Here is a 25962-nt window from a genome sequence, read left to right as displayed (position 1 = left end):
ACGTGGATTTAGAGGAGCGATTGTTCCATGGAAATATACAATACTTTAACCAGGCGTAAGGAAAAGTTTATTCCCCGGCATCCGGGGCGGGTGGATATGTACGTCTGCGGGCCGACCACCTACAACTTCATCCACCTGGGCAACGCCCGCCCCCTGGTCTTTTTTGACACCGTGCGGCGGTATTTCCAGTACCGGGGCTACCGGGTGAAGTATGTTCAGAATTTTACAGACATCGACGACAAGATCATCAACCGGGCCCGGGAAGAAGGTGTCGATGCCCTGGCCCTGGCCCGCAAATATATTGACGAATACTACCGGGACGCTGAGGCCTTAAATGTGCGGCCGGCCGATGTGCACCCCAGGGTTTCCGAGCACCTCCCGGAAATCATCGATCTCATCAGTACCCTTATCGAAAAGAAGGCCGCCTATGTGGTAGATGGGGACGTATATTTTGACATCAGCGCCTTTCCCGAGTACGGCAAGCTGTCCGGGCGCACCCTGGAGGAAATGCAGGCGGGAGCCCGGGTGGAGGTGGACCCCCGCAAAAAACACCCCATGGATTTCGCCCTGTGGAAGGCGGCCAAACCCGGCGAACCGGCCTGGGACAGCCCCTGGGGCAAAGGGCGTCCCGGCTGGCACATTGAATGCTCGGCCATGGCTTTAAAATACCTGGGGAATAACTTCGACATTCACGGGGGGGGCTTTGACCTTGTCTTCCCCCACCACGAAAATGAAATTGCCCAGGCCGAGGCGGCCACGGGCCGGCCGTTTGTGCGCTACTGGATGCATAACGGCTTCATTACCGTCAACCAGGAAAAAATGTCTAAATCCCTGGGCAACTTCTTTCTGGTGCGGGAAATTTTGGACAAGTTTCCCCCGGAGGTAGTGCGTTTCTTCCTCCTTTCCACCCATTACCGCAGCCCGCTGGATTTCGACGACGAAAAGATGGCCGCCGCCGGGCGGGGACTGGAACGCTTTAAAAACAGCATCCGCCTGTTGACCGAGGCCCTGGACCGGCCGTCCCGGGAACAAATAGAACCCGAAGATGAAGAATTTATAGCCGCCCTGGAAAAGCACCACCGGGATTTTGTGGCCGCCATGGATGACGATTTTAATACCGCCCTGGCGGTGGGCATTTGGTTTGAACTGGCCCGGGAAGTCAATGCTTACCTGCATGGTACCGCCGGCTCTCCCTCCCGGTCGGCCCTGGAAAAGGCCATGGACCTTTTCCACTCCTTTAACGAAGTGCTGGGCCTTTTCCGGGTTGATGAAAGGACCGGGCGCATACTCGTCGAGGGGCGGCATGCAAAAAGCGATGGTTTTGAGGAGGCCCTGATCGAGTTGCTGCTGGAAGTTCGGCAGCAGGCCAGGGCGAAAAAGGACTGGGCCACCGCCGACCGCATCCGGGATCGCCTGAAGGAACTGGGCATTGTTCTGGAAGACACGCCCGGCGGCGTGCGCTGGAAGAGACAGGGATGAGGGGACCGTTTGCCGTGACCATGTCCTTACCCGGGGAGATCATCCCCAACCCGGAACAACTGCCGTCCCTGGTGCTGGCCTATATTGGCGACGCCGTGTATGAGCTGGCCATCCGTCAATATCTGGTGGCCCGGGGAGTTACTTCTGTGAATCAACTGCACCAGGAGACCATAAAATATGTACGGGCCGATACCCAGGCCCGGGTGATGCATGCCCTGAAAGAACAGCTTACGGAAGGCGAGGCGGCCGTTGCCCGGCGGGGCCGCAATGCCCGGAGCGGCCACCCACCCCGGGGCTCCGATGTGATCAGCTACCGCTACAGTACGGGGCTGGAAAGTCTCATCGGTTACCTGTACCTATCGGGGCAAAGCGAGCGCCTGGAAGAAATCCTTGCCCTGGCCCGCCAGGTGGTGGAAAAGGATGACTGAAAAGGCGGCTTGTGAAAATATCATTGCCGGCCGCCACCCGGTAAAAGAGGCCCTTGTCGCCAACCGGTCCATTAACAAGCTCCTGGTGGCTAAAGGAGCCGGCGGCGGCACCCTGCAGGAAATCCTTAACCTGGCCCGGGAACGGGGGATACCCGTCCAGTACGTGGATAGGTCCCATCTGAACGGGCTGGTTAAGGATGCTCCGCACCAGGGAGTTGTAGCCATGGCGGCGGCCAAAGAATACGTTTCCGTGGATGACATCCTGGCTGCCGCGTTTCCTGAGGATCCCTTTATAATCCTGCTTAACGAAATAACCGATCCCCACAACCTGGGAGCCATTTTGCGTACGGCCGATGCTGCCGGGGTACACGGTGTGGTTGTTACCCGGCACCGTTCGGCAGCCCTTACCCCGGCGGTGGCCAAGGCTTCCTGCGGGGCGGTGGAATATGTCCGGGTGGCCCGGGTGCCCAATCTGGCCCGGACCATTACCTACCTCCAGGAGCGGGGACTCTGGGTGGTCGGGGCCTGCGGGACGGCCCGGGACATGTACTGGGATGTGCGTTTGGACGGCCCCATTGCCCTGGTCATTGGCGGCGAAGACAAAGGCCTGGGGAGATTGGTGCGGGAAAAATGCGATCAACTGGTCAGACTGCCCATGGCCGGGCGGGTTGGCTCCCTAAATGCCTCGGTGGCGGCAGCCCTGCTGGCCTACGAGGTGGTCAGGCAGAGGAGACTGGTCCATGGACGAGTACCTGATCGTTGACGGCTATAACATCATTCATGCCTGGCCGGAACTGGAACAGCTTTCCGAATCAAGTTTGGAGCATGCACGCACCCGGCTGGTGGATATTTTAGTTAATTATGCCGCTTTCACCGGGGAGCACGTGGTGGTGGTCTTTGATGCCCACCAGGTGAAGCACGGCGGGGACCGGTCGGAGACCGTCGACGGGGTGCAGGTGATTTATACCCCCGAGGGAGAAACTGCCGATGCAGTCATTGAGAAACTGGTTGGGGAGCTGTCCCGGCGGGGAACGGTTTATGTGGCCACCTACGACTGGGCCGAACAGAGGATGATTCTGGGGCGGGGTGCCTACCGGATCACGCCCAGGGAGCTGTGGAAAAAAGTCCAGCACACGCAGGAGGAAGGAAAAAAGCATTTTGACAGCGGGCGGCCGGCGGATGCTTATTTAGAAAACCGCCTGGTGGACGATATTCGCCTAATTTTTGAACGCTGGCGAAGAAAAAAAGACTAGCCAGGATGATTGTGGAACGAAAGCAAGTCCTAATTTTTCTTGACGGGTTATCGGGGCTGAGATATAATTAGTTAGGCAAAATTAAAGAAAGAGGTACGGGAAAATGCCTTGATCCGTTCAAAGAAAAGAGAGTCGGGATCTATATCAGCCCGGACTTCTGACTAACGGCGGAAAGGCTTTTCTTTTTCTTCTGGTTTAAGTGTTTTGAGCGGGAAAGCCGGACACACAAAGCGGGGGGGATATTGTGAGTCTGAGCGTCCAGAGGGAATGTGCGAGCTGTTATCACATGATGGACGATGAGGAAGTGGTGGAATACGCCCGCGAAGGTGATGACGCGGCCCTGGAGTATTTGATTAATAAATACAAAAACTTTGTCCGGGCGAAAGCACGTTCCTACTTCCTCATTGGGGCTGATCGGGAGGACATCATTCAGGAAGGGATGATCGGCCTTTACAAGGCCATCCGCGATTTCCGGTTAGACAAGCTATCATCTTTCCGGGCCTTCGCAGAACTTTGTATTACCAGGCAGATCATTACGGCCATCAAAACGGCCACCCGGCAAAAACACATCCCCTTGAACTCTTATGTTTCCTTGAACAAGCCCATTTACGACGAAGATTCCGACCGCACCCTTCTGGATGTCATCTCCGGCACCAAGATTGCCGACCCGGAGGAGTTGATCATCAGCCGGGAGGAATTTTATGATATTGAAGAAAAAATGGGCGAGATCCTGAGTTCCCTGGAGTGGAAGGTGCTGATGTCCTACCTGGAGGGTAAGTCCTACCAGGAAATTGCCGAGGACTTGAAGCGCCACGTCAAGTCCATCGACAATGCCCTGCAGCGAGTCAAGCGCAAGCTGGAAAGATATCTGGAAAAGCGGAACAACTAATTAGCTGAAAAGGGTTACTTAAAAAGTAGCCCTTTTATTTTTTAATTCGACCTGGAAGGATACATTCCTGCTTTTTTGGACGATTTTTTGATGTAGCCCCTGAAAAGGTGTCGAAGATGGACACGGCATGTTTTTAGCGCCGGGGTTCTTTCCTGGTGGTGCCTGAGACCGAAAGAGCAGTTTGTTGACGGGGGGTTGCTTTCAGATGCCTGAAGATGCCCGAATCACGCTGCAGGATTTAAAAAATATGGTGGCCGCCTTTGTGGAGGAGAGGGACTGGGCGCAGTTTCATACGCCCAAGAATCTGGCCATGTCCGTGGCCATTGAGGCCGCCGAACTAATGGAGCTTTTCCAGTGGTCCGACGGGCGGGAGCTGGAACCCGGGCTTTTAGAGCGGGTGGAGGAGGAACTGGCCGATGTATTGATTTACTGCCTGGCCATGGCCAACACCGCAGGCATTGACCTGGCCCGGGCGGTAGAGCAAAAAATGGCGGCCAATGCCAGGAAATATCCTGCAGATCTCTACCGGGGCAGGTACCGGTAGTTTTTGGCTATTTAAAGTAAATGCGGAAAAATTTCTTAAAATAATTTAAGGCTGTTGACCATTAACATGTTTAGCGTTATGATTATGGAGAGGTTTTCAAGATAACCGGGTAATTGAGTTTTCAACAAGTCAGTCGGGAGAGATGTCCATGCATTTAACGGAAGAAGAAAAAAGGGTTGCCTTAGAACAAACCGGGAACATCCTGGAAAATTATTCCCGTGAACGGGGTAATCTCATTCCTATTTTGCAGCAGGTACAGGAAAAGCTGGGCTATGTCCCCCTGGTGGCCATGGAGGAAGTGGCGCGGCACCTGGGCATCCCGGCTGTGGATGTTTACAGCGTGGCCACCTTTTACAACCAGTTTCGCCTCATTCCCCCGGGGAAACACCAGATCAAGGTATGCATGGGCACGGCCTGCCACATGAAGGGGGGCAATATCATCCTGGACTGCTGGAAGAGACGGCTGGGTATTGACGTTAACCAGGTTACGCCGGACCGGGAATTCAGCCTGGAAAGGGTGGCCTGCGTGGGATGCTGCACCATGGCACCGGTAACGGTGATCGATGAAGAGGTGCACGGCAGGGTAACCCCCACCCGGGTGGACGGATTGCTCTTTTCCTTTGGCGTAAAAATCCCGAAAGGCCAGCAGAAAGAAGGGGAAGCAGTTGAACAGCTGTAGTTTAGTAGCAGAAACTTTTGCAAAATTGCAACAAAAATCCAGAACTGCCTGGCAGAGCCTGCGGGACCGGCCCTTGATTCTGGTGGGCACGGCCACCTGCGGCCGCGCAGCCGGGGCCCTGGAGATTTTAAAGGTAATTAAAGAAGAGCTTGAAAAACACGGCATTGACGCCCGGGTCCTGGAAGTGGGCTGCATGGGCCATTGCTATGCGGAGCCCCTGGTTACCGTTTACAAGCCCGGTTTCCCACCCATCAGCTACGGCTACGTTACCGGGGGCATTGCCGCCCGGCTGGTGCAGGATTTTTTAGGCGGTGACGACCCCTGCCTGGAATTTGCCCTGGCCGCGCTGGAGACCAACGATATGGTTCCGGCCCTCACCGACTTTCCCCGGGGAATGATTGAAAAGCCCATTATTTTGGATAAGTGTGGCCTCATTGACCCGGAAAAAATCGAGCACTACATTGCCCAGGGCGGGTATGCCGCCCTGGCCAGAGCCCTGACCCGGGAGCCTGAATGGGTGGTTGAAGAAATAAAGGCTTCCGGTCTGCGGGGGCGGGGTGGAGCCGGTTTCCCCACCGGGCGCAAGTGGGAAACCTGCCGTTTGGCGCCGGGAGAAAAGAAGTATGTCATTTGCAACGCTGACGAAGGGGACCCGGGGGCCTTTATGGACCGGGCCATCCTGGAGTCAAACCCCCACGAGGTGCTGGAGGGGCTGGCCATTGCCGCCTACGCGGTGGGAGCCCGCCAGGGCTATTTCTATATCCGCGCCGAGTATCCCCTGGCCGTGGAAAGGGTGAAAAAGGCCATCGAACAGGCGCGCCAGGCCGGCCTTTTGGGGACCGATATCCTGGGCAGCGGTTTTAGTTTTGACGTGGATGTTTTTCAAGGTTCGGGGGCCTTTGTCTGCGGCGAGGAAACGGCCCTGATTGCCTCCATGGAAGGGGAACCGGGCCTGCCCCGCCACCGGCCGCCATTTCCGGCCACCGCCGGGCTTTGGGGCAAGCCCACGGTAATTAATAATGTAAAGACACTGGCTTACGTGCCCCATATTATTGAGCGGGGTGCCCAGTGGTTCAGGGAGACCGGTACTGCCGGCAGCCCCGGTACGGCCGTCTTTGCCCTGGCCGGGAAAGTGATCAATACCGGCCTGGCCGAGGTGCCCATGGGCACAACCTTAAGAGAAATGGTTTACGATGTAGGCAGCGGCATTCCCAGGGGCAAAGCCTTTAAGGCCGTGCAGATTGGCGGGCCGTCGGGGGGGGTGCCTGCCTGAAGCAGCCCTGGATATGCCCATAGATTTCGACTCTTTAAGCCAGGCCGGGGCCATGATGGGTTCCGGCGGGATGGTCATCCTGGATGAGGACGACTGCATGGTGGAAATAGCCCGGTTTTTCCTGGATTTCACCCAGAAGGAATCCTGCGGCAAGTGCACCATGTGCCGCCTGGGAACCAAGCAGATGCTGGACATCCTGGAGGCAATTACAAAGGGGCAGGGCAGACCCGGGGATGTAGAGCTTCTTTTGGAACTGGCTGAAGACGTGAAGGCCGGATCGCTGTGCGGGCTGGGCAAGACGGCGCCCAATCCCGTTTTAAGCACCATCCGCTATTTCCGGGACGAATACGAGGCCCACATCAAGGAACGCCGCTGCCCGGCGCTGATGTGCCGGGAGCTGATTGCCTACTACATCCTGCCGGAAAAATGCGAGCGCTCCTGTGATGCCTGCGTGGGCAGCTGCCCGGTGGAGGCCATTTATCCCAACGAGGACCGCATTAAGGTTATTGATCAGCAGAAATGTGTTAAGTGCGCCAGCTGCCTGGAGGCATGCCCGCCCCAGTACAAAGCGGTCATCAAGCTCTCGCCGCCGGAACTGGTGGCCGGAAGGGGGGCGTAAGGTATGAAAACAGTCACCTTAACCATAGATGGCCGGACCGTGCAGGCGCGGGAAGGGGAAAAACTGCTCTGGGCGGCCCTGGAAAACGGCATCTACATTCCCAACCTCTGCGCCATTCCCGGGGTAAAACACCCGGCTGCCGCCTGCCGGTTGTGCTTTGTGGAGATCGAGGGCTACCCGCGTCCGGTGACCGCCTGCACCGAGCCCGTGGTGGAAGGCATGGTGGTGTCCACCCGCAGCCCGCGGGTGGACCGCCTGGTACACACGGCCTTTGAGCTCCTTTTGTCCAATCACCACCTGGACTGCGCCAGCTGCCTCCGCAACCGCTCCTGCGAATTGCAGCGGATTGCCCGGGAACGCCGCTTCCCCTTACGGGTGAAGCGGCTGAGAAAGCTGGAACGGAATCTGCAGGTGGACGACTCCAGCCCGGTAGTGCGCTACAACCCCGGCAAGTGTGTCCTCTGCGGGCGGTGTGTGTGGGTCTGCCGGGAAAAAGGCACCGGAGTGCTGGGTTTTGCCGGAAGGGGGTTTGAGCGCAAAGTAACCACCTTTGGGGATGTTCCCCTTGGCCAGTCGGGCTGTAACGGTTGCGGCGAATGTACCAGAGTTTGCCCCGTGGGTGCCATGACGGGGAAACAGGCCTGACATTCTCAATTTGAGATCAATGCCGGAAGTGCCTAATTTGGCGGTAACGCTGCCAAAGTTTACCCCGGCGTCGCAGAATGAGATAGCTTCCCGTTTCGCTTTGAGATGGAATACGGAAAAATGCCGTCGCAGGAAGTACTTTCTTCCTGCTTTATTTTTTCTGCAGCCGGGGTGGTTCAAGGCTTTGCCGCTTATTCCCCCAACCGCCAGCAATTACATAGGGTCTGGCACAACTCTTGCGTGTATAATCAGGTAAAGGTTCCAAACCGCGCGAGGTGATGGCAATGGCTAATGCTTTAGCCGCTCCAAAAGCTGTGCATATAGAGGTGCGGGAAAGATGGTGCAAGGGGTGCGGGATTTGTGTCGCCCTTTGCCCCAAGGAAGTGCTCTCCCTGAATGGTTCGGGCAAGGTTGCGGTGGTGAATCCCGACCGCTGCGTTGGTTGCGGCCGGTGTGAAATCCACTGTCCGGACTTTGCCATCGGCATAGAGGTGAAGGAACAATGAGCGATGTGGTGGAAATGGCCCGCCTGATGCAGGGCAACGAGGCGGTGGTGGAAGGAGCCCTGGCGGCCGGGGTACGCTTTTTTGCCGGTTACCCCATCACCCCATCCACGGAGATTGCCGAGCTGATGGCCGAACGCCTGCCCGGGCTGGGCGGTAAGTTCATCCAGATGGAAGACGAGATCGCCAGTATGGCCGCGGTAATCGGTGCTTCCCTGGCCGGGGTGAAGGCCCTTACGGCCACCAGCGGGCCGGGCTTTTCCCTGAAGCAGGAGAACATCGGCTATGCGGCTATGGCTGAAATTCCCTGCGTGATTGTCAATGTGCAGCGCTGGGGACCCAGTACGGGTATTCCCACCGCTCCGGCCCAGGGAGATGTGATGCAGGCCAGGTGGGGAACCCACGGCGATCACCCGGTTATCGTCCTCTGTCCTGCCTCGGTGCGGGAGGCATACATGCTGGCCATCCGGGCAGTCAACCTATCGGAAAAGTACCGGGTGCCGGTGATCCTGCTCATGGACGAAGTGATCGGTCACATGCGGGAACGTGTGGTACTTCCCCAGGCCGGGGAAGTAGAGGTAATTGAGCGTAAAAAGCCGGCGGTGGAGCCAAAAGATTATTACCCCTACCGCCCCGGCGATGACGGTGTACCGCCCATGGCCAACTTCGGAGATGGTTACCGTTACCACGTAACGGGGCTGGTGCACGATGAAAAAGGCAATCCCACCACCGACCCTCAGGTTGCTGAAAGCTTAATTCTGAGGCTGCACCGGAAAATTTACGACCATCTGGATGATGTGGTTACCGCAGAGGGCTATCAGCTGGAGGATGCGGAAGTAGTTGTGGTCGCCTATGGTGCGGTGGCCAGATCGGCTAAACGGGCGGTCAAAGACGCCCGGGCGGCGGGTATCAAAGCAGGGCTGTTCCGGCCGGTAACCATCTGGCCCTTCCCGGAAAAAGAGGTGGCGGAACTGGCCGGCCGGGTGCGGCACATCATCGTGGCCGAGATGAACCTGGGCCAGCTCAAGGGAGAAGTGGAACGGGCGGTGCAGGGCCGGGTAAGGGTGACGGGGGTTAACCGGTTGAACGGGGAACTGATCACCTTTGACGAAATCCTGTCCGCCATCAAGGAGGTGACAACGGATGCTCAGTCAGGTTGAATCCCACCTGCGGTCTGACCGGTTTCCCCATATCTGGTGTCCCGGTTGCGGCAACGGCATAGTTCTGTCGGCGCTGGTCAGGGCCATTGAGAAACTGGGGTACGACCCGGACAAAACCGTGGTGGTTTCCGGCATCGGCTGTTCTTCCCGGGCGGCGGGTTACCTGGATTTCAACACCCTGCATACCACCCACGGGCGGGCGCTGGCCTTTGCCACCGGTATCAAACTGGCCAGGCCTGAACTGGATGTCTTTGTCCTGATGGGCGACGGCGACGCCACGGCCATCGGCGGCAATCACTTTATACACGCTGCCAGGCGCAATATAGACCTCACGGCCATCATTTTCAACAACAGCATCTATGGTATGACCGGGGGGCAATATTCGCCCCTCACTCCTCCCGGCAAAAGGGCAACTACCGCCCCCTACGGGAATGTAGAGCGGAGCTTTGATATTGCCGAACTGGCTAAAGGTGCCGGCGCCACCTATGTGGCCCGGGCCACCACCTATCATGCCACCATGCTGGAAAAATTGATTGTGGCCGGAGCCAAAAACAAGGGCTTCAGCGTCATTGAGGCCATTACCGCCTGCCCGGTGGGTTACGGGCGGCGCAACAAAATGGGCAACGGGCTGCAAATGCTTCTCTGGCAGAAGGAACATGCGGTAACGGTGAAACAGGCGGAAAAAATGAGCCCGGAGGAGCTGCAGGATAAAATAATCATTGGTGAGCTGTACAGGGGGGAAGCTCCCGAATACACCGCCATGTACGAAGAAATCATTGCCAGGGCAAAGGGCAAAAACCAGTGAGCAAAGGAGATGAGTAAAATGTCCGGAACGATAGAATTCAGGTTGAGCGGTTCGGGTGGTCAGGGCCTGATCCTGGCGGGCGTTATCTTAGCCGATGCGGCCATCCGGGAGGGCAAAAACGCCGTGCAGGCCCAGTCCTACGGCCCGGAAGCCCGCGGCGGGGCCAGCAAGGCTGAGGTGGTGGTAAGCGACGGGGAAATTGATTACCCGAAGGTTACCTGCCCGGATGTGGTGCTGGCCATGAGCCAGGAAGCAGCCAATAAATATGCCGCTCGTGTAAAAAAAGGAGGCCTTTTAATTGTTGACAGCACCTACGTAAAAAATATACCGGCCACCCCGGGGCGGGTGTACGTTTTTCCCATCAGCCGCCTGGCCCGGGAAAAGGTGGGCAAGGAACTGGTGGCCAATATAGTGGCCCTGGGAATCCTGGTCGGTCTGACCGGTGTTGTCTCCCGTCAGGCCCTGGAGCAGGCGCTGCTTTCCCGCATCCCCAAAGGTACCGAAACCTTGAATATGCAGGCCCTGGAAGCAGGGTTTGAAATGGCGAAGGCCTCTTCGGTAAAGGTTCCGGCTTAATAAAGTAAGGATTGTTTTGGGTTGGGAGCACATTTCCAGGGGGATTGTTTGACTGTCAGAAACTGCCGGAGGAAAAACACTCCCGGTGCAGAAGAAATGGATAGGGCTGTAATTGATACTGTCGCCAGTCCGGGGAAGATTTCCCTCCGACTGCTTTAGCGACAGTATCTTATTACGGTCTGAATGGGGCCACGGGGACCATCGGGGGGAAAAAGATTGCTATGGAAGAAAAATTTGTATGTCCTGTGCCTGGCGCAGTTTCTGGCCATGTCTTCAATGCAGTTGATCATGCCCTTTCTTCCCTTCTATATTGAGAAACTGGGCGTTACAGAACCAGGAGCCGTAACCGTCTGGACGGGTATCATTGCCTCGGCCAATTTTCTGGCTTCGGCCATTATGTCCCCGGTGTGGGGAAACATGACGGATCGCCTTGGTTGTAAAATTATGGTTCTGCGTTCACTGGTTGCCCTGGCGACATTTGCCGTCTTTTTAAGTCTGGCGCAGAATGTTTACCAGTTTACGGCCATCAGAGCTTTGATGGGGGCCTTCAGTGGCTTTAATGCGGCAGCCATTGCCCTGGTGGCGGTGAACACGCCCGAACAGCACCTGGGTTATGCCCTGGGACTTTTGCAGACGGCCCAGGTGGCGGGAACCATAACAGGCCCCCTGTTCGGTGGAATAATAGCCAGCCTTTACGGGTACCATCAGGTTTTCCATCTGATTACCCTGATTAACGCCCTGGCAGCGGTGATGGTATACAGTTTGATCAGGGAAAGTTTTGGCCCTGGCTGTACCGGGCGGGATATTCACGATCCGGCGGAGGAAAGCGGATCTTCCCCCGGGCAAACCCCTCTCTGGGTTGTTTTTGTCGTTATTTTCATTGCCCAGCTGTCCGTACGCATTGTGGAACCAATGGTTCCCATCTTTGTGAAATCCTTATACCAGGATGAGCGCTTCCTGTCCTTAATCGCCGGGATAATCATTGCTTCCACGGGTGTGGCCAATGTGCTGGGCGCCCCTGTGCTGGGGCGCCGCAGTGACAGATCCGGCTATAAGCTAACCCTGGTGCTGTCCCTTACCGGTGCGGGTCTCCTGTATCTGGCCCAAACTCTGGCCAGTTCCTCCTGGCAACTGGGCATTTTAAGATTTTTCCTGGGCTTTTGCATGGCCGGTATTTTCCCGTCCGCCAATGCCATAGTGGGGCACCTTTTCCCGAAGGAAAAGCGGGGGAAGGCCTATGGTATAATTTCCAGCGCCACTTTTTTGGGCAATTTTGCCGGGCCGCTGGCCGGAGGATTGATTGCCGCCCGGTTTAGTGTACATGCCGTTTTCCCGGTTACCGGTGCACTGTTACTGATCAATGCGGTGTGGGTGGTTAAATCCCTGGTGGAACCCAGAAAAATTTTTAACCCCGGGCAGCAGGAAAATTAAATATTTATGTCGAATACACTATCAACAGGTTTTCAAAAAATTTGCAACAGGGACTTCAATGCTTGCAGCGGGGATGGTATGGAGGCTTGAAGGTGAAAAAGACGGTGTTTGTGGCCGGCCATGCCAGTCTTCCCCAGGGCATGGCGGCCAAGGGTATATATGGTACCCTGGCCATTGTTGCGGAAATTGATCGCAAGTACGGCGTTATTGTCCAGGCATCCTGCACACTGGTTACTCCGCTGGCTCAGGAGTATATCAGATCAATTTTGGTGGGCCACAGCCTTTTAGATGGCATAGAAGGGCCAATTCAGGAAATTAAAGAATATTATCACGGGGCGGCGCAGAATGCCCTGATCGCCGCTCTTAAGGACTTGTACCGGACTTACCTGAGCGGTTCCGGGCAGGCAAGTCAAAAGGCCAGGTAGCGAAAAAAATAAATACGCTTTTAAGCGGAAAAAGTGTCTTTAATAAGGTCCGTCAACTGTAATATCTACAATCGCCCGAGCGATCGGGCGGTGCGAGTAGATAGGTAGCCAGTTGTACGCCGGGCGTCAACGGTTACCTATTTTTTATTTTCGGATTTTTGTTTAGGTTTTGACTTATACTTATGTTCGCACAGGAGGTGATTTTTGGGAAAAAGAAATATAAAGAAAAAAGTTTGATAATTTAGGAGGAGGTATCGCAAATGAGAAAGCGGAACTACTTGCTTTCCCTGTTAGCTTTGTTGACGTTGTTCACACTTTTACTGGCAGGTTGTGGCGGCAAAAAAGAAGCGGCTCAAAACCAGTCTACTGAAAAAATAGTGGCTAAGTTCAGTCACGTTACTGCTCCGGGCACACCTAAGGGTCTTGCTGCGCAAAAGTTTGCGGACCTGGTAAAGGAGCGCACCAACGGGCGGGTAGAAATTCAGGTATTTCCGTCCTCCCAGTTGTATGGCGATAAAGATGAGTTTGAAGCCCTTCAAGCCAATAACGTCCAGTTTATCGCCCCATCCGCCGGTAAGTTAATCAGTTTCGACCAGCGATTCCAGATTGGGGACATGCCTTTCCTGTTTAAAGATAACCAGGGGGCGGCCAGATTTTGGGATAGTGAAGCAGGTAAGAAGTTGTTGCGAAGTCTGGAAAGCCAGGGCATGATCGGCCTTACCGCCTGGCCCAACGGCATGCGGCAGTTCATGAACAGCAAAAAGGAATTGAAAACACCTGAAGATTTTAAAGGTCTGAAGTTCCGGATTCCCGCCGGCGGTGTATTGGTCGATATTTTCCAGGCACTGGGTGCGGGAACCGCCAACATTCCGTTTAGTGAAGTTTATACCGCCCTTCAACAAAAAGTTGTCGACGGAACTATTGCTACCTTTGATAACATAGAACACGAAAAATATGACGAAGTACTGAAATATCTTACTGTAGCCAATGTCAATAATCTTTCCTATATCGTGATTGCAAACAAACAATTTTGGGATAGCCTCCCACCGGATATTCGGGAAACTGTTGAACAGTGCCTGAAGGAAGCGACTGAATATGAGCGGCAATTGGCCGATCAGCTGGACCAGGAAAGCCTGGCTAAATTGAAGCAGAAAATCAAGGTGCACGAGTTAACTCCGGAAGAACGCCAGGCTTTCGTGGAGGCCATGCAGCCGGTATGGGCCAAGTACGAACCTGTCATTGGTAAGGAGCTCTTTGAGGAAGCGAAAAAGTTGAATCAATAAGTTTTCAGCCCTGAGAAGGGTTTAGTGCGGGAGGTTTCGGGTGTACCATAAACGGTGCACCCGAGTTCCCCCGGTTTTAACGGGTGAAGGGGGGAAAATATGAGCCGTCTCCAGCGTATTTATTCCGCCTTCGAGGAGGCCATTGCCGGTATCTTTTTCTTTGCGGGAGTAACCCTGATCTTTTACGGGGTAATCAGCCGCTATGTGTTTAAAAACCCGCTTTTTTGGGTGGACGAGATCTCTACTTATATACTCGTCTGGGGGTGTATTTTGGGTTGGAGCATCGCCCAGCGGGACGGGCGTCACATCCGGGTTAGTCTTTTGTACAATTATATGCCGTCAAAGGTACAACGCTATGTGAGTATCTTTGCCAGCATTGCCAGCATTTTGTTCTGCCTGTTCCTGACTTACCTGGGATACATTTTGGAAACCAAATACCTGCATACAGGACAGCGGTCCTTAAATACGCAGTTTCCCTTGTGGGCGGTGTACTTTTTTGTTCCCATTGCTGCTTTTATGCTTTGCATCCGGTATATTGAAGAGTTGTACCACCTTTTAAAAAATGGGGGAAAGGACAGGCCGGCGGCAGGGTCCGGTGAAACCGAGGATGGACAGAAAGGAGTAATGTCGCATCATGGAGGCAGCCCTACTCTTTAGTATTTTCATCATTTTGTTCCTTTTACATGTACCCATTGCCCTGAGCCTGGCCATTTCCAGTGTCCTGGTTTTAGCCTTAACTACGGACTTCAACCTGTACATGGTGGCCCAGAAGATGTTTTCCGCCCTGGAGTCCCCTCCGCTTATGGCCATTCCCGGTTTTGTCCTGGCCGGTGCCATTATGGCCCACGGGGGGATTTCCAGGTACCTGATTGCCGCCCTGCGGGCCTGGGTCGGCCACCTGCGGGGAGGGCTTTCGGTAGTAACCATCCTGGCCTGCATGATCTTTGCCGCCATTTCGGGTTCCAGTCCGGCCACCGCTGCCGCCGTCGGAGGCATTCTTATACCGGCCATGGTAGAGGCCGGGTATGAGAAGCGTTACGCCATGGGGCTGGTGGCTGCTTCCGGCACCCTGGGTATTTTGATCCCGCCCAGCATTACCTTTGTGCTCATCGGGGTGACGGCTAATGAGTCCATCGGTAAACTGTTTATGGCTGGTGTGTTACCGGGCATTTTCCTGGGCGGTGTGCTCCTGCTTACAGCCATCATTTATGCACGCCTGAAAAATTACGGCGGTGAGCCCAGGGCCGACTGGAAAACCAGGTGGCAATACACCTGGAAAGCCATTCCCGGGCTTTTGCTCCCCGTGCTCATTCTGGGCAGCATTTACGGCGGGGTCTGCACGCCGACAGAAGCTTCAATTGTGTCCGTCTTTTACGCCCTTTTTGTGACCATCTTTATTTATCGTGAAATGACCTGGAACAAATTTCGCTCCATCCTCAGGGAAGCCATAGGCATCACTTCAATGATCTTCTTGATTATTCCTGCAGCCATGACGTTTGCCATGTATTTAGCCAGTGAACAGATTCCCGCTAAAATCGCTCAATGGATTGCCAATAGCAATTTGGGGGTGGGTATGTTCTGGGTGGCAGTTCTGGTAATGTTTTTTGTTATGGGTACTTTCCTGGAAGCAGTTTCTATCGTACTTATTACCCTCCCCATTCTGATACCGATAATTAAACACCTGGATATCAGTATGATCCATTTTGCGGTAGCCATGGTGGTAAGTATGGAACTGGCCATGATCACGCCTCCGGTAGGGTTGAACCTGTTCGTGGTAGGCGGTATTGCCCGGGAGCGTCTGGAAGAAGTCGTCAAGGGTGTATTGCCATTTATAGCCGTTATGATCCTTACCCTTATATGCCTGGTTTTATTCCCGAAAATTTCCCTTTACCTGCCCTCGCTAATGCGCTAAAATTAAAGATGAAATCCATGTATTTTGTGTACAATTCCAAAAGCGATCTTCCGAGGAGTTCCCTTTGATGAGCTTTATAGCCGGGAACTTCGGTGCAACTGCAGTTATTCACCACCGTGCGGGCAGACCGGGCGGTAAGAGTGGATAAGGCAACCAGTTGTAACTTACGGTTACATGCTGGTTGCCTTTATGTTTTTTAACCCATTTTATCCGACGGGATGAGAAAAGGAGGTTGATCAGGCGTGCGGGAGTATGAAAAAATACGCTGCGCCATCATCCGGGGAGGAACCAGCAAAGGGGTTTTCCTGCTGGAAAATGACCTGCCCCGGGATCCTGAAACACGGGACCGGGTGATCCTGGCCATCTTCGGCAGTCCCGACCCCAGGCAAATTAACGGCCTGGGCGGGGCGGACTCTTTAACCAGCAAGGTGGCCATTATTGGGCGTTCCAGCAGGCCCGACGCCGATGTGGATTACACCTTCGGGCAGGTCAGCATTACAGCCCCCCTGGTGGATTATAAGGGCAACTGCGGCAATATTTCTTCCGCCGTGGGTCCTTTTGCCATCGACGAGGGCCTGGTCAAAGCAGTGGAGCCCGTAACCACGGTGCGCATCTTTAACACCAATACCGGGAAAATCATTGCGGCGGAAGTTCCCGTTAAGGATGGAAGGGCGGTCACCGAGGGTGACCTGGCCATCGACGGCGTGCCGGGTACCGGCGCCCGCATCACTTTGAACTTCCTGGATTCCGGAGGGGCGATTACCGGTAAATTACTCCCGACCGGCAATTTAAAGGATGAAATAACCCTCTCCGACGGGACCAGGCTGACGGTGTCCCTGGTGGATGCCGCCAACCCGGCGGTCTTTTTTAAGGCCGCGGACCTGGGGTTGACCGGCGTGGAACTGCCGGATGCGGTCAACAGCAACCCGCAGTTACTGGCCCGCATTGAAGAGATCCGGAGCATTGCCGCCGAAATGATGGGGCTGGCGCACCGGCTGGAGGCCACGGCGAAAAGCCCGGCGGTACCCAAGATCGTTTTTGTCTCCCCGCCCTGTGCATATAAAACCAGCGACGGCCGGGTCATCGAAGCCGGCCAGATTGACCTGGTGGCGCGGACCATGTCCATGCAGAAGATGCACAAGGCCTTCGCCGTAACGGGTGGGATCTGCACGTCGACGGCAGCCAAGCTGGAGGGGACGGTGGTCAGCGAGGTCCTGGGCCCATCTGCCCGGCAGGGCAATGTGGTCAGGTTGGGACATCCTTCGGGCACTTTGGAATTTGAAATCGAAATTACCCGCGATGCCGGAGGCAATTTGCGACTGGAAAAAGCTGCGGTGGCCCGGACGGCCCGCCGCATCATGGATGGTTTTGTTTATGTGCCGCGCCGGATTTTCTGGCCGGAAGTTTAACTGGTAACAGCACACAAAAGGAGGGGCTGGCATGTACCGCATTACCCTGATTCCCGGAGACGGCATTGGTCCCGATATCACGGCGGCTACCAGGACGGTCCTGGCCGCTACCGGGGTGGATATTCAGTGGGAGGAAAAACTGGCCGGAGAAACCGCCCTGAGGGAGTACGGGGAGCTTTTACCGGAGGACACCCTGGCCTCCATCAGAAAAAACAAGGTGGCCCTGAAGGGCCCCCTGACCACTCCCGTGGGCACCGGTTTCCGCAGTGTTAATGTGGCCCTGCGCAAGGAGTTTGATTTGTTCGCCAATCTCCGTCCCGCCCGTACATACCAGGGCGTTAAATCGCGCTACGATAATGTGGATCTGGTGGTTGTCCGGGAAAATACCGAGGACCTGTATGCCGGTATCGAACACATGGTGGGCGAAGATGCGGCCGAAAGCATCAAAATTATCACCCGCCGGGGGGCGGAACGGATCGTCCGCTTTGCCTTTGAATATGCAGTGCGGGAAGGACGCAAAAAAGTGACTGTGGTCCATAAAGCCAACATCATGAAGTGCACCGACGGCCTGTTTCTGGCCGTGGCCCGGAAAGTGGCCGAAGATTATCCCCAAATTGAGTTTGAAGATCGCATTGTTGACAACATGTGCATGCAGCTGGTGCAAAAACCGGAGCTGTACGATGTGCTGGTGATGCCCAACCTCTACGGGGACATCATATCGGATCTCTGCGCCGGTCTGGTGGGCGGTCTGGGGATGGCCCCGGGGGCTAATATCGGCACCGATATAGCCATCTTTGAACCCGTTCACGGTAGTGCCCCCAAATACGCCGGGCAGAACAGGGTAAACCCCTCGGCCATGATTCTTTCCGCCGTTATGATGCTGAAGTACCTGGGTGAAAAGGAAGCTGCGGCCAGGGTGGAGCAGGCGCTGGCCGAAGTCATCCATGAAGGACGTGTGGTGACCTACGACCTGGGAGGCAGCGCCAGTACCTCCGAAATGGCCGGGGCCATTGTAGACAAAATGCGCGGGTAAGGAGGTAGTCCCCTGTGGGAGAGTCGTTAATTCCAATTTACATCATGGGGAAGCGCTACGAGGTACCCGAAGGACTTACTATTATGAAGGCCCTGGAATGGGCAGGTTACCAGCTTATCCGCGGCTGTGGCTGCCGGGGCGGTTTCTGCGGCGCCTGTGCCACGGTATACCGGGTACCCGGCAACTTCCGGATACAGGTCGGTTTGGCCTGCCAGACGCCGGTTACACCCCATATGACCCTCATGCAGTTGCCCTACTTCCCGGTCAATAAAGCCATTTATGACCTGGATAAAGTGGGTTCACCTTTAGAAACTCTATTGCAGCTTTACCCCGAAGCCGCCCGCTGCCTGGGGTGCAACACCTGTACCAATGTTTGTCCGCAGAAATTACAGCCCATGTATTACGTGGCGGCGGCGCTGCGGGGGGATTTTGCCCGGGCGGCGGAACTGTCCTTTGATTGCATTATGTGCGGCCTCTGTGCCGCCCGCTGTCCGGCCCAACTGGTGCCGTACAACATTGCCATCTTTGTCCGCCGTTACTACAGCAAACATATGAGGCCCAAACCCCGACACCTGAAGGACCGGGTGGCTGAAATCCGGGCGGGCCTGCACGATCAGGCTCTGGCCGGGATTGCCGCTGCCAGTGAAGAAGAGTTGAAGAAGCTCTATTTAGAACGGGAATTTGAAAAGCTGTAATGCGGGGAGGAGATTTCAGGTGGGCTATCCCATAGAAATGCAGGAATCAATTCGCAAACTGGAAGCTACCCGTGCCTTTCGCCTCCAGCAGGAAATTCCGCGCCTGACGCCGGAAGAGAAAACCCGCCTGCTCGAGCAGTGCCACCCCGACTTCCGTCCGGATGGGATGCGGCCGGTAAGGGTGGGTCCCAATAAAGGCCAGCGCATGCAAAATGAACTGGTGGATCTCCTGGAGGCCTACAGCCGTATTGACCCAGATCGGGTGGATCTCAGCCGTATAGATTACGATGTGGATGTCCTGGTGGTGGGCGGGGGTGGCGGGGGAGCAACTGCCGCCCTCATTGCCCACGAAAATGGAGCGCGGGTGCTCCTGACCACCAAGCTGAGGTTGGGCGATGCCAATACCATGATGGCTGAAGGAGGTATTGCCGCCGCCACCCAGCCCAATGACTCTCCCTATTTGCATTTTCTGGATACCATTGGCGGAGGAAGGTTCCAGAATAAGCGGGAGCTGGTCTGGGCGCTGGTACACGATGCGCCCCTGATCGTGGAATGGCTGAAGGACCTGGGGGCCATGTTTGATACCCACCCGAACGGGGATCTGGTGGTATCCTTTGCCGGGGGGCACTGCCGCCGCCGGGTGCACTCCTGCAAGGACTTAAGCGGTATGGAATTTATGCGGGTCATTCGCGATGAGCTGTGGAACAGAAGGGTGGAAGTGCTGGAATTCAGTCCCGCGGTGGAACTTCTGCTGGACGAAAGAGGCCGCTGTGCGGGGGCCATTTTGATGAACCTGGAGACCCGCGAGCACATCATTGTCCGGGCCAGAGCGGTTATCCTGGCTACCGGCGGCATTGGCCGCCTGCACCCCAATAAATTCCCCACCACGAACCATTACGGTGCCACTGCCGACGGGCTGGTGATTGCTTACCGGGCCGGAGCCCGCCTTCTTCACATGGACGCCATTCAGTACCATCCTACCGGTGCCGCCTGGCCGGAGCAGATGTTGGGCCAGCTGATCACCGAGGCTCTGCGGGGCAACGGTGCCCAGCTGGTGAACGTACACGGGGAAAGGTTTATCAACGAACTGGAAACCCGCGACGTAACCTCTTCGGCGATTATCCGGGAAGTACGGGACAGGAAAAATGGGGTACGCACACCCACGGGCATGGAGGGGGTGTGGCTGGATACACCTCTAATTGATATCCGCGGTGGAGAGGGAAAACTGGACCGGATGTTTGCCGGCATAGTGCACCGGTTTCGCGAATATGGCATTGACGTCCACAAAGAGCCCATCCTTGTCTTTCCAACACAGCATTACCAGAATGGTGGTGTCGAGATCGATCCGGAAGGGAGAACGGGCATACCCGGCCTTTTTGCGGCCGGCGAGGTGGCGGGAGGAGTGCAGGGCAGAAACCGCCTGGGCGGAAACTCCCTGGTGGACATTTTTGTCTTTGGCCGGCGGGCCGGACAGGCAGCGGCGCTTTTTGCCAGGGAGGGGCCTTCACCTGGAAAGCTTACGCTGGAACACGTGCGCCGTTATCATCGGGAACTGGCAGCCGAAGGCATTGAAAAGGGGCGCGTCTCGCCGCTGTTGCTTCCCGATTATACCCGTCCCGAAGTTAAAGAGCGTCGCTATAGTTAAATTACTAATGATATAATTTGGATGACAAGCATTTGCCTTCACAGGAGAGGACGTGCAAACGGCAGGCAAGTGCTATTTTCAGGACGGAAGAGGTGGTATTTATGGGCTATAATCTCACCCAGAAGATCCTGCTCAATCACCTGGTTTCCGGTACCATGCAGCCGGGTCGGGAGATCGCCATCAGGATAGATCAAACCCTTACCCAGGATGCTACCGGTACCATGGCTTACCTGCAGTTTGAGGCTATGGGCATCCCCCGGGTCAAAACCGAACTTTCCGTATCTTACGTGGATCATAATACCCTGCAGACCGGCTTTGAAAATGCCGACGACCACCGGTTTTTACAAAGTACGGCAGCTAAATACGGGGCTTATTTCTCCAGGGCGGGCAACGGCATCTGCCACCAGGTTCACCTGGAAAGGTTCGGCGTACCCGGCAAAACCCTGCTGGGATCGGACAGCCATACCCCCACGGCCGGGGGCCTGGGCATGCTGGCCATTGGGGTGGGCGGCCTGGACGTGGCGGTGGCCATGGGCGGAGGTCCTTTCCATATGGTGATGCCCAGGGTGGTCAACATCCGGCTGCACGGCCGGCTGGCGCCGTGGGCCACGGCCAAGGACGTGATCCTGGAGGTTTTACGCCGGCTAACCGTTAAAGGTGGGGTGGGCAAGATCCTGGAGTACGGCGGGGAAGGGATCAAATACCTTACCGTGCCTGAACGGGCTACCATCACCAACATGGGGGCGGAGACGGGAGCCACCACCTCGATCTTCCCCAGTGATGAAGTAACCAGGGCCTTTTTACGGGCCCAGGGCCGGGAAGAGGTCTGGGTGGAACTGGGGCCGGACCCGGATGCTGCGTATGATGAAGTGCTGGATATTGATTTAAGCACACTGGAGCCCCTGGTGGCCTGCCCCCACAGCCCCGACAATGTAAAGCCCGTGCGCGAGGTGGGGCCGCTGGCCGTGGACCAGGTGGTCATCGGCAGCTGTACCAACTCTTCTTACCTGGACCTGATGAAGGTTGCGGCCATTCTCAAGGGGAAAGTGGTGCATCCCCGGGTGAGTCTCGTTATCGCCCCCGGCTCCCGGCAGGTTCTCACCATGCTGGCACAAAACGGTGCCCTGGCGGATCTGGTGGCCGCCGGTGCCCGGATCCTGGAGTGCGCCTGCGGGCCGTGCATTGGCATGGGGCAGGCCCCCCCTTCCGGCGGGGTCTCGGTGCGGACCATCAACCGGAACTTCAAGGGGCGCAGCGGTACGGCCGATGCCCGGGTGTACCTGGCAAGCCCGGAGACCGCGGCAGCAGCTGCCCTCACGGGCAGGCTGACCGACCCGAGGGAACTGGGCGACCCTCCGGTAATTGCGCTGCCTGAAAGATTCCATGTGGATGACCGCATGATCTTACCCCCTGCTGATAACCCGGATGACGTGGAAATCGTGCGCGGTTCAAACATAAAGCCCCTGCCGGTGGCTGAACCTCTACCCCGGAGCATACAGGGCCGGGTGCTCCTTAAGGTAGGCGACAACATCACTACGGACCACATTATGCCGGCCGGGGCCAAGGTATTGCCCCTCCGTTCCAATATCCCGGCCATGGCCGAGTATGTTTTTGCCGCCGTGGATCCTTCTTTCCCCCGCAGAGCCAGGGAGGCCGGAGGCGGGATTATCGTGGGGGGGGAAAATTACGGCCAGGGCTCCAGCCGGGAGCATGCCGCGCTTGTTCCCATGTACCTGGGTGTGAAAGCCGTGCTGGCCAAATCCTTTGCCCGCATTCACCGGGACAACCTGATCAACTTTGGTATTCTGCCCCTCACCTTCATTGAGCCTGCAGATTACGACAGGTTGGAGCAGGACGACGTGCTGCAGATCGATCAGATACACCGGGCCCTGCAAGAAGGAGCGGAACTGGAAGTTAAAAACGTCACCCGCAACATAACCTTTAAAGTCCGGGCGCAGATGACGCCCCGGCAGGTGGAGATCATCCTGGCGGGAGGTTTGCTTAATTACACGCGCAGGGGTTAGAACATGCGTAACAGGGGGCATCAATACTTGGCATGAAATAAGGACGGTACGGTATCCGGAAATAATTAAAGGAGCCCGATGCCAATGGTTATGGAACTATCAAACAAAATGAGCCGGGAGATTATTGAGCGCATTAAGGAAATCAGCGGGCAGGACCCGTATTTATGCATGCAGTGCGGCACCTGCAGTGCGGGATGTACGGGCAGGGAGGTCATGGAACTGTTGCCCCGGCAGGTCATGCGCCTGCTCCAGCTGGGTGACGCCCGAGCCCTGCACTGCCGCTCCATTTGGGTCTGCAGCACCTGTTTGCTCTGTACCGCCCGCTGCCCGCGGGGTATAGATCTGGCCCGGTTAATGGAAGCTCTGCGGGTAATCAACCTGCGTTCGGGCGGGGAAGTGCTGGTTGCAGAGAAAATACCGGTGGAATTGCTCACCCGGGTTCCCCAGATGGCCCTGACCAGTGGTTTTCGCAAGCTGAGCGCTTGAAAAGGGGGGCATAGGGATGAAAATACCATACTTTCCGGGATGTACGCTATACAATAAAGCAAGAGGTCTGGATAATTCTACCCGGGCCTCCCTGGCCGCTCTGGGGGTGGAGCTGGCCGAGCTGTCCCGGTGGACCTGCTGCGGAACGGTGTTTCCCCTGGCCCGGGATAATTACATGGGCATGGTCGCAGCGGCGCGTATTCTGGCCGGTGTCGCCGGAGAAGGAGAAGACAGGCTGCTTACGGTCTGCTCCTTCTGCTATAACGTTCTAAAACGGGTAAATTATGAAATGCAGCATAATCTGGAGGCCAGGCAAAAGCTGAATAATTACCTGGAAGAAAATTATACCGGGGAAATACAGGTGGTCCATCCACTGGAAATTTGCAAAGAAGACGTGGGGTTTGACGCTATCCAGGCGAAAGCCGGCCGCAACCTGAAAGGCCTAAAAGTGGCCTGTTATTACGGCTGCATGCTTGTGCGGCCCGCTCTGGAGATGGGTTTTGACGATCCGGAGAACCCCACCGTCATGGAAGAGCTGGTCGCCGCCCTTGGTGCGGAAGTGGTGGAATACCCCCATAAAACCACCTGCTGTGGCTCCTACCAGGTGCTGCACGAAAATGTTCTGGTGAGGCAAAGGGTACAGGACATTCTCAACTCCGCCGCTGCCAAAGGGGCGGAAGCAATCATCACCAGTTGCCCCCTGTGCCAGTTCAACCTGGACTGGCTGCAGGGAAAAATCCTGGAACAAGACGCCGGCTTTCGCCAGATTCCCGTCCTGTATTTCACCCAGCTTCTGGGGGTGGCCCTGGAACTCCCCCGGGAAAGCCTGGGACTGGAGCAGCATTACGTAGATCCCCGGCCTTTATTGCTGGGGGCATAAATTTGCTTCGAAGGAAGAGCACTTCAAACGGATGTGAGGTCCCGTGTCCAGACTGGATCAGGTAAAAGAAGACTGCCAGCGGGCCGCCGAAGCCATTGCCGCCGCCCTGGGGGTCGAGGTCGAAGTAATCGACCTCGACCTGGTGCGGGTGGCCGGCACGGGCAAGGTGCGCAACGACGTGGGCTCCCGCCTCCTGCGGGGGTTTGTGAATAAGCATGTGCTCAAGACCAGCCAGCCCATTTTTATCAAAGAAGCAGGCTATCACCCCATCTGCATGTCCTGCCCCCTGACGGGGAGCTGTTTTTACAAAGCTTCCATCGTTTACCCCATCATTGCCGGGCAGAATGTCATCGGCACCATCAGCCTGATTGCCTTTAGCGACGAGCAAAAAGTAACCCTGCTTACCCGCACCGAATCCCTGATGGAATTTATCGGGCGCATGGCCGACCTGATCGCAGCCAAGGTCCTGGAAACCGAGGCCATGACTGAGAAAATGATCATGGCCAGCCAGGTGAACGCGGTCATGGATGCGGTGGATGAAGGGGTCATTGCCATCAACAGCGACGGGGTGGTGACCCACTTCAACCTCTCCGCCGAACGGATGTTTAATGTACCCAAAAACGAAATTCTGCAGCAACACCTGGAAGAACACTTAGCCGGCCTTCCCCTCCTGCAGGCCCTGCGCCAGCCTGGAGGCTTTACCTCCCGGGAGTGTTTTGTCCAGGCCAGGGGACGGCGGCTGCATCTTCTGGTTACGGCCCGCCCCATAATGGGCAGCGACGGCCGGTCCGTAGGAGTGGTGGCCTCGGCCCGGGACTTCAAGGAGACGCAAAAGCTGGCCTATGAAATTATGAGCGCCCAGAAGGTCTTTACCTTTGACGACATCATCGGGGAAAGCCGGGCCATAAGGGAATTGAAAGCCAAAGCAGCCAAGATTGCCGGCAGCCATTCCACCGTCCTGATCACCGGGGAAAGCGGCACGGGCAAGGAAATTTTTGCCCGGGCCATCCACGCCGCCAGCCCGCGGAAAAACAAGCCCTTTGTGGCCATAAACTGCGGGGCCATACCGGAAACCCTGCTGGAAAGCGAACTGTTCGGCTATGAAGAAGGAGCCTTCACCGGTGCCCGCAAAGGGGGCAAACCGGGCAAGTTTGAGCTGGCCAATCACGGGACCATTTTCCTGGACGAAATCGGGAACATGTCCCTCTACCTGCAGGCGAAGCTGCTACGGGTACTGCAGGAGCGCCAGGTGGAACGCGTCGGCGGCAACCGCCTGATCCCGGTGGACATACGCATCATTGCCGCCACCAACAGCAACCTGGAAGAAATGATTGCCAAGGGGCGTTTCCGGGACGACCTGTATTATCGCTTAAGTGTGATTCCCCTCTACATACCCCCTTTGCGGGAAAGGCCGGAGGATATCAAGCTGCTCCTGGAATACTACCGGGAGCACTATAACAACCTCCTGGGCAAGAATATCCGGGGTTATACCTCCCGGGCGGAACGGGCCTGCCTTGCCTATAGCTGGCCGGGAAATGTGCGGGAACTGATCAACGCCGTGGAATATGCCGTAAACCTGGAGGAAGGCGACCTTATTGATACCGGCAGCCTGCCCCGTGCGGTACAGGAAGGCGGTCACCGCATGGCAGAAATCCCCGATCGCGAAAACCGCTGGGTTACTTTAGAGCAGATGGAAAAGGAGGCCATCATCAGCGCCCTGGATCACTTCGGCTGGAATGAACAGGGCAAAACAAAAGCCGCCCGGGCGCTGGGCATAAGCCGGGCGACCATCTACCGCAAAATTGCCAAATACAACCTTCCCACCCGCACGGACCGGGAAACGACCACGGCTGAAAAGCGTTAATTATTAAATGGAAATAGTCTAA

At 56.1% G+C, this 25962-nt stretch carries 25 protein-coding genes and 1 pseudogene; all 26 read left to right on the top strand.

Annotation, left to right across the window (positions count from 1 at the left end):
- Positions 1–27: 27 nt before the first annotated feature.
- The 26 genes and pseudogenes from cysS (at position 28) to G7K71_RS17040 (ending at position 25940) form a co-directional block, all read left to right on the top strand.
- Positions 28–1479 carry a cysteine--tRNA ligase gene (gene cysS, locus G7K71_RS17165; RefSeq protein ID WP_166349057.1) on the top strand — a complete coding sequence of 484 codons (1452 nt, stop codon included), beginning with the start codon at positions 28–30 and terminating at the stop codon, positions 1477–1479.
- Positions 1476–1907, top strand: a complete 432-nt coding sequence (locus tag G7K71_RS17160) for a Mini-ribonuclease 3 (protein ID WP_207713021.1) — start codon at positions 1476–1478, stop codon at positions 1905–1907. The genes cysS and G7K71_RS17160 overlap by 4 nt, the downstream gene beginning before the upstream one ends.
- A complete protein-coding gene (gene rlmB / locus G7K71_RS17155) occupies positions 1900–2670 on the top strand; it encodes a 23S rRNA (guanosine(2251)-2'-O)-methyltransferase RlmB (RefSeq protein WP_166349055.1) in 771 nt (256 codons plus the stop codon). The genes G7K71_RS17160 and rlmB overlap by 8 nt, the downstream gene beginning before the upstream one ends.
- Positions 2648–3160: an NYN domain-containing protein gene (locus G7K71_RS17150; RefSeq protein ID WP_166349053.1), complete on the top strand. Its 513-nt coding sequence runs from the start codon at positions 2648–2650 to the stop codon at positions 3158–3160. The genes rlmB and G7K71_RS17150 overlap by 23 nt, the downstream gene beginning before the upstream one ends.
- A gap of 244 nt (positions 3161–3404) precedes the next feature.
- Entirely contained in the window at positions 3405–4049 is a 645-nt protein-coding gene (gene sigH / locus G7K71_RS17145) for an RNA polymerase sporulation sigma factor SigH (protein WP_013824141.1), read from the top strand.
- A 205-nt stretch (positions 4050–4254) separates the two neighbouring features.
- Positions 4255–4593: a nucleotide pyrophosphohydrolase gene (locus G7K71_RS17140; RefSeq protein ID WP_166349051.1), complete on the top strand. Its 339-nt coding sequence runs from the start codon at positions 4255–4257 to the stop codon at positions 4591–4593.
- 148 nt (positions 4594–4741) lie between these two features.
- On the top strand, positions 4742–5272 hold the full coding sequence (gene nuoE, locus G7K71_RS17135; RefSeq protein ID WP_166349049.1) for an NADH-quinone oxidoreductase subunit NuoE: 531 nt from the start codon (positions 4742–4744) through the stop codon (positions 5270–5272).
- A gap of 25 nt (positions 5273–5297) precedes the next feature.
- A pseudogene (locus G7K71_RS17130) lies at positions 5298–7164 on the top strand (NADH-ubiquinone oxidoreductase-F iron-sulfur binding region domain-containing protein).
- A gap of 3 nt (positions 7165–7167) precedes the next feature.
- The gene (locus G7K71_RS17125) at positions 7168–7809 is read left to right on the top strand and encodes a 2Fe-2S iron-sulfur cluster-binding protein (RefSeq protein WP_166349047.1); all 642 of its coding nucleotides are present in this window, start codon (positions 7168–7170) and stop codon (positions 7807–7809) included.
- A 284-nt stretch (positions 7810–8093) separates the two neighbouring features.
- The gene (locus G7K71_RS17120) at positions 8094–8315 is read left to right on the top strand and encodes a 4Fe-4S binding protein (protein ID WP_166349045.1); all 222 of its coding nucleotides are present in this window, start codon (positions 8094–8096) and stop codon (positions 8313–8315) included.
- Positions 8312–9472 carry a 2-oxoacid:acceptor oxidoreductase subunit alpha gene (locus G7K71_RS17115; protein WP_166349043.1) on the top strand — a complete coding sequence of 387 codons (1161 nt, stop codon included), beginning with the start codon at positions 8312–8314 and terminating at the stop codon, positions 9470–9472. Before G7K71_RS17120 ends, G7K71_RS17115 begins: the two co-directional genes overlap by 4 nt.
- On the top strand, positions 9456–10277 hold the full coding sequence (locus G7K71_RS17110) for a 2-oxoacid:ferredoxin oxidoreductase subunit beta (protein ID WP_166349041.1): 822 nt from the start codon (positions 9456–9458) through the stop codon (positions 10275–10277). The genes G7K71_RS17115 and G7K71_RS17110 overlap by 17 nt, the downstream gene beginning before the upstream one ends.
- A gap of 18 nt (positions 10278–10295) precedes the next feature.
- On the top strand, positions 10296–10853 hold the full coding sequence (locus tag G7K71_RS17105) for a 2-oxoacid:acceptor oxidoreductase family protein (protein WP_166349039.1): 558 nt from the start codon (positions 10296–10298) through the stop codon (positions 10851–10853).
- A 216-nt stretch (positions 10854–11069) separates the two neighbouring features.
- Positions 11070–12284, top strand: a complete 1215-nt coding sequence (locus G7K71_RS17100) for an MFS transporter (RefSeq protein WP_166349036.1) — start codon at positions 11070–11072, stop codon at positions 12282–12284.
- A gap of 92 nt (positions 12285–12376) precedes the next feature.
- Entirely contained in the window at positions 12377–12709 is a 333-nt protein-coding gene (locus G7K71_RS17095; RefSeq protein WP_013824131.1) for a DUF3870 domain-containing protein, read from the top strand.
- A 260-nt stretch (positions 12710–12969) separates the two neighbouring features.
- The gene (locus G7K71_RS17090; protein WP_166349034.1) at positions 12970–13992 is read left to right on the top strand and encodes a TRAP transporter substrate-binding protein; all 1023 of its coding nucleotides are present in this window, start codon (positions 12970–12972) and stop codon (positions 13990–13992) included.
- A 99-nt stretch (positions 13993–14091) separates the two neighbouring features.
- Positions 14092–14649 carry a TRAP transporter small permease gene (locus G7K71_RS17085; RefSeq protein ID WP_166349031.1) on the top strand — a complete coding sequence of 186 codons (558 nt, stop codon included), beginning with the start codon at positions 14092–14094 and terminating at the stop codon, positions 14647–14649.
- Positions 14627–15904: a TRAP transporter large permease gene (locus G7K71_RS17080; RefSeq protein WP_166349028.1), complete on the top strand. Its 1278-nt coding sequence runs from the start codon at positions 14627–14629 to the stop codon at positions 15902–15904. Before G7K71_RS17085 ends, G7K71_RS17080 begins: the two co-directional genes overlap by 23 nt.
- A 242-nt stretch (positions 15905–16146) precedes the next feature.
- A complete protein-coding gene (locus tag G7K71_RS17075; RefSeq protein ID WP_166349026.1) occupies positions 16147–17313 on the top strand; it encodes a PrpF domain-containing protein in 1167 nt (388 codons plus the stop codon).
- 31 nt (positions 17314–17344) lie between these two features.
- The gene (locus tag G7K71_RS17070) at positions 17345–18346 is read left to right on the top strand and encodes an isocitrate/isopropylmalate dehydrogenase family protein (protein ID WP_166349023.1); all 1002 of its coding nucleotides are present in this window, start codon (positions 17345–17347) and stop codon (positions 18344–18346) included.
- A 14-nt stretch (positions 18347–18360) separates the two neighbouring features.
- Positions 18361–19041 (top strand): 4Fe-4S dicluster domain-containing protein, encoded by a 681-nt coding sequence (locus tag G7K71_RS17065; RefSeq protein WP_313885023.1) that lies wholly within the window; start codon positions 18361–18363, stop codon positions 19039–19041.
- Between the two features lie 19 nt (positions 19042–19060).
- A complete protein-coding gene (locus G7K71_RS17060; protein ID WP_395858285.1) occupies positions 19061–20686 on the top strand; it encodes an FAD-binding protein in 1626 nt (541 codons plus the stop codon).
- A gap of 101 nt (positions 20687–20787) precedes the next feature.
- The gene (locus G7K71_RS17055; protein WP_166349020.1) at positions 20788–22710 is read left to right on the top strand and encodes an aconitate hydratase; all 1923 of its coding nucleotides are present in this window, start codon (positions 20788–20790) and stop codon (positions 22708–22710) included.
- A gap of 84 nt (positions 22711–22794) precedes the next feature.
- Positions 22795–23196 carry a 4Fe-4S dicluster domain-containing protein gene (locus G7K71_RS17050; protein ID WP_166348975.1) on the top strand — a complete coding sequence of 134 codons (402 nt, stop codon included), beginning with the start codon at positions 22795–22797 and terminating at the stop codon, positions 23194–23196.
- Between the two features lie 16 nt (positions 23197–23212).
- On the top strand, positions 23213–24076 hold the full coding sequence (locus G7K71_RS17045; protein ID WP_166349017.1) for a CoB--CoM heterodisulfide reductase iron-sulfur subunit B family protein: 864 nt from the start codon (positions 23213–23215) through the stop codon (positions 24074–24076).
- Between the two features lie 43 nt (positions 24077–24119).
- Entirely contained in the window at positions 24120–25940 is a 1821-nt protein-coding gene (locus tag G7K71_RS17040; RefSeq protein WP_166349014.1) for a sigma 54-interacting transcriptional regulator, read from the top strand.
- The last annotated feature ends 22 nt before the right edge of the window (positions 25941–25962 follow it).

The sequence above is a fragment of the Desulfofundulus sp. TPOSR genome (assembly GCF_011393055.1).
Taxonomy (GTDB): Bacteria; Bacillota; Desulfotomaculia; order Desulfotomaculales; family Desulfovirgulaceae; genus Desulfofundulus; species Desulfofundulus kuznetsovii.
The sequence above is the reverse complement of the archived record's forward strand: the minus strand, read 5'-3'. Positions and strand labels throughout refer to the sequence as shown.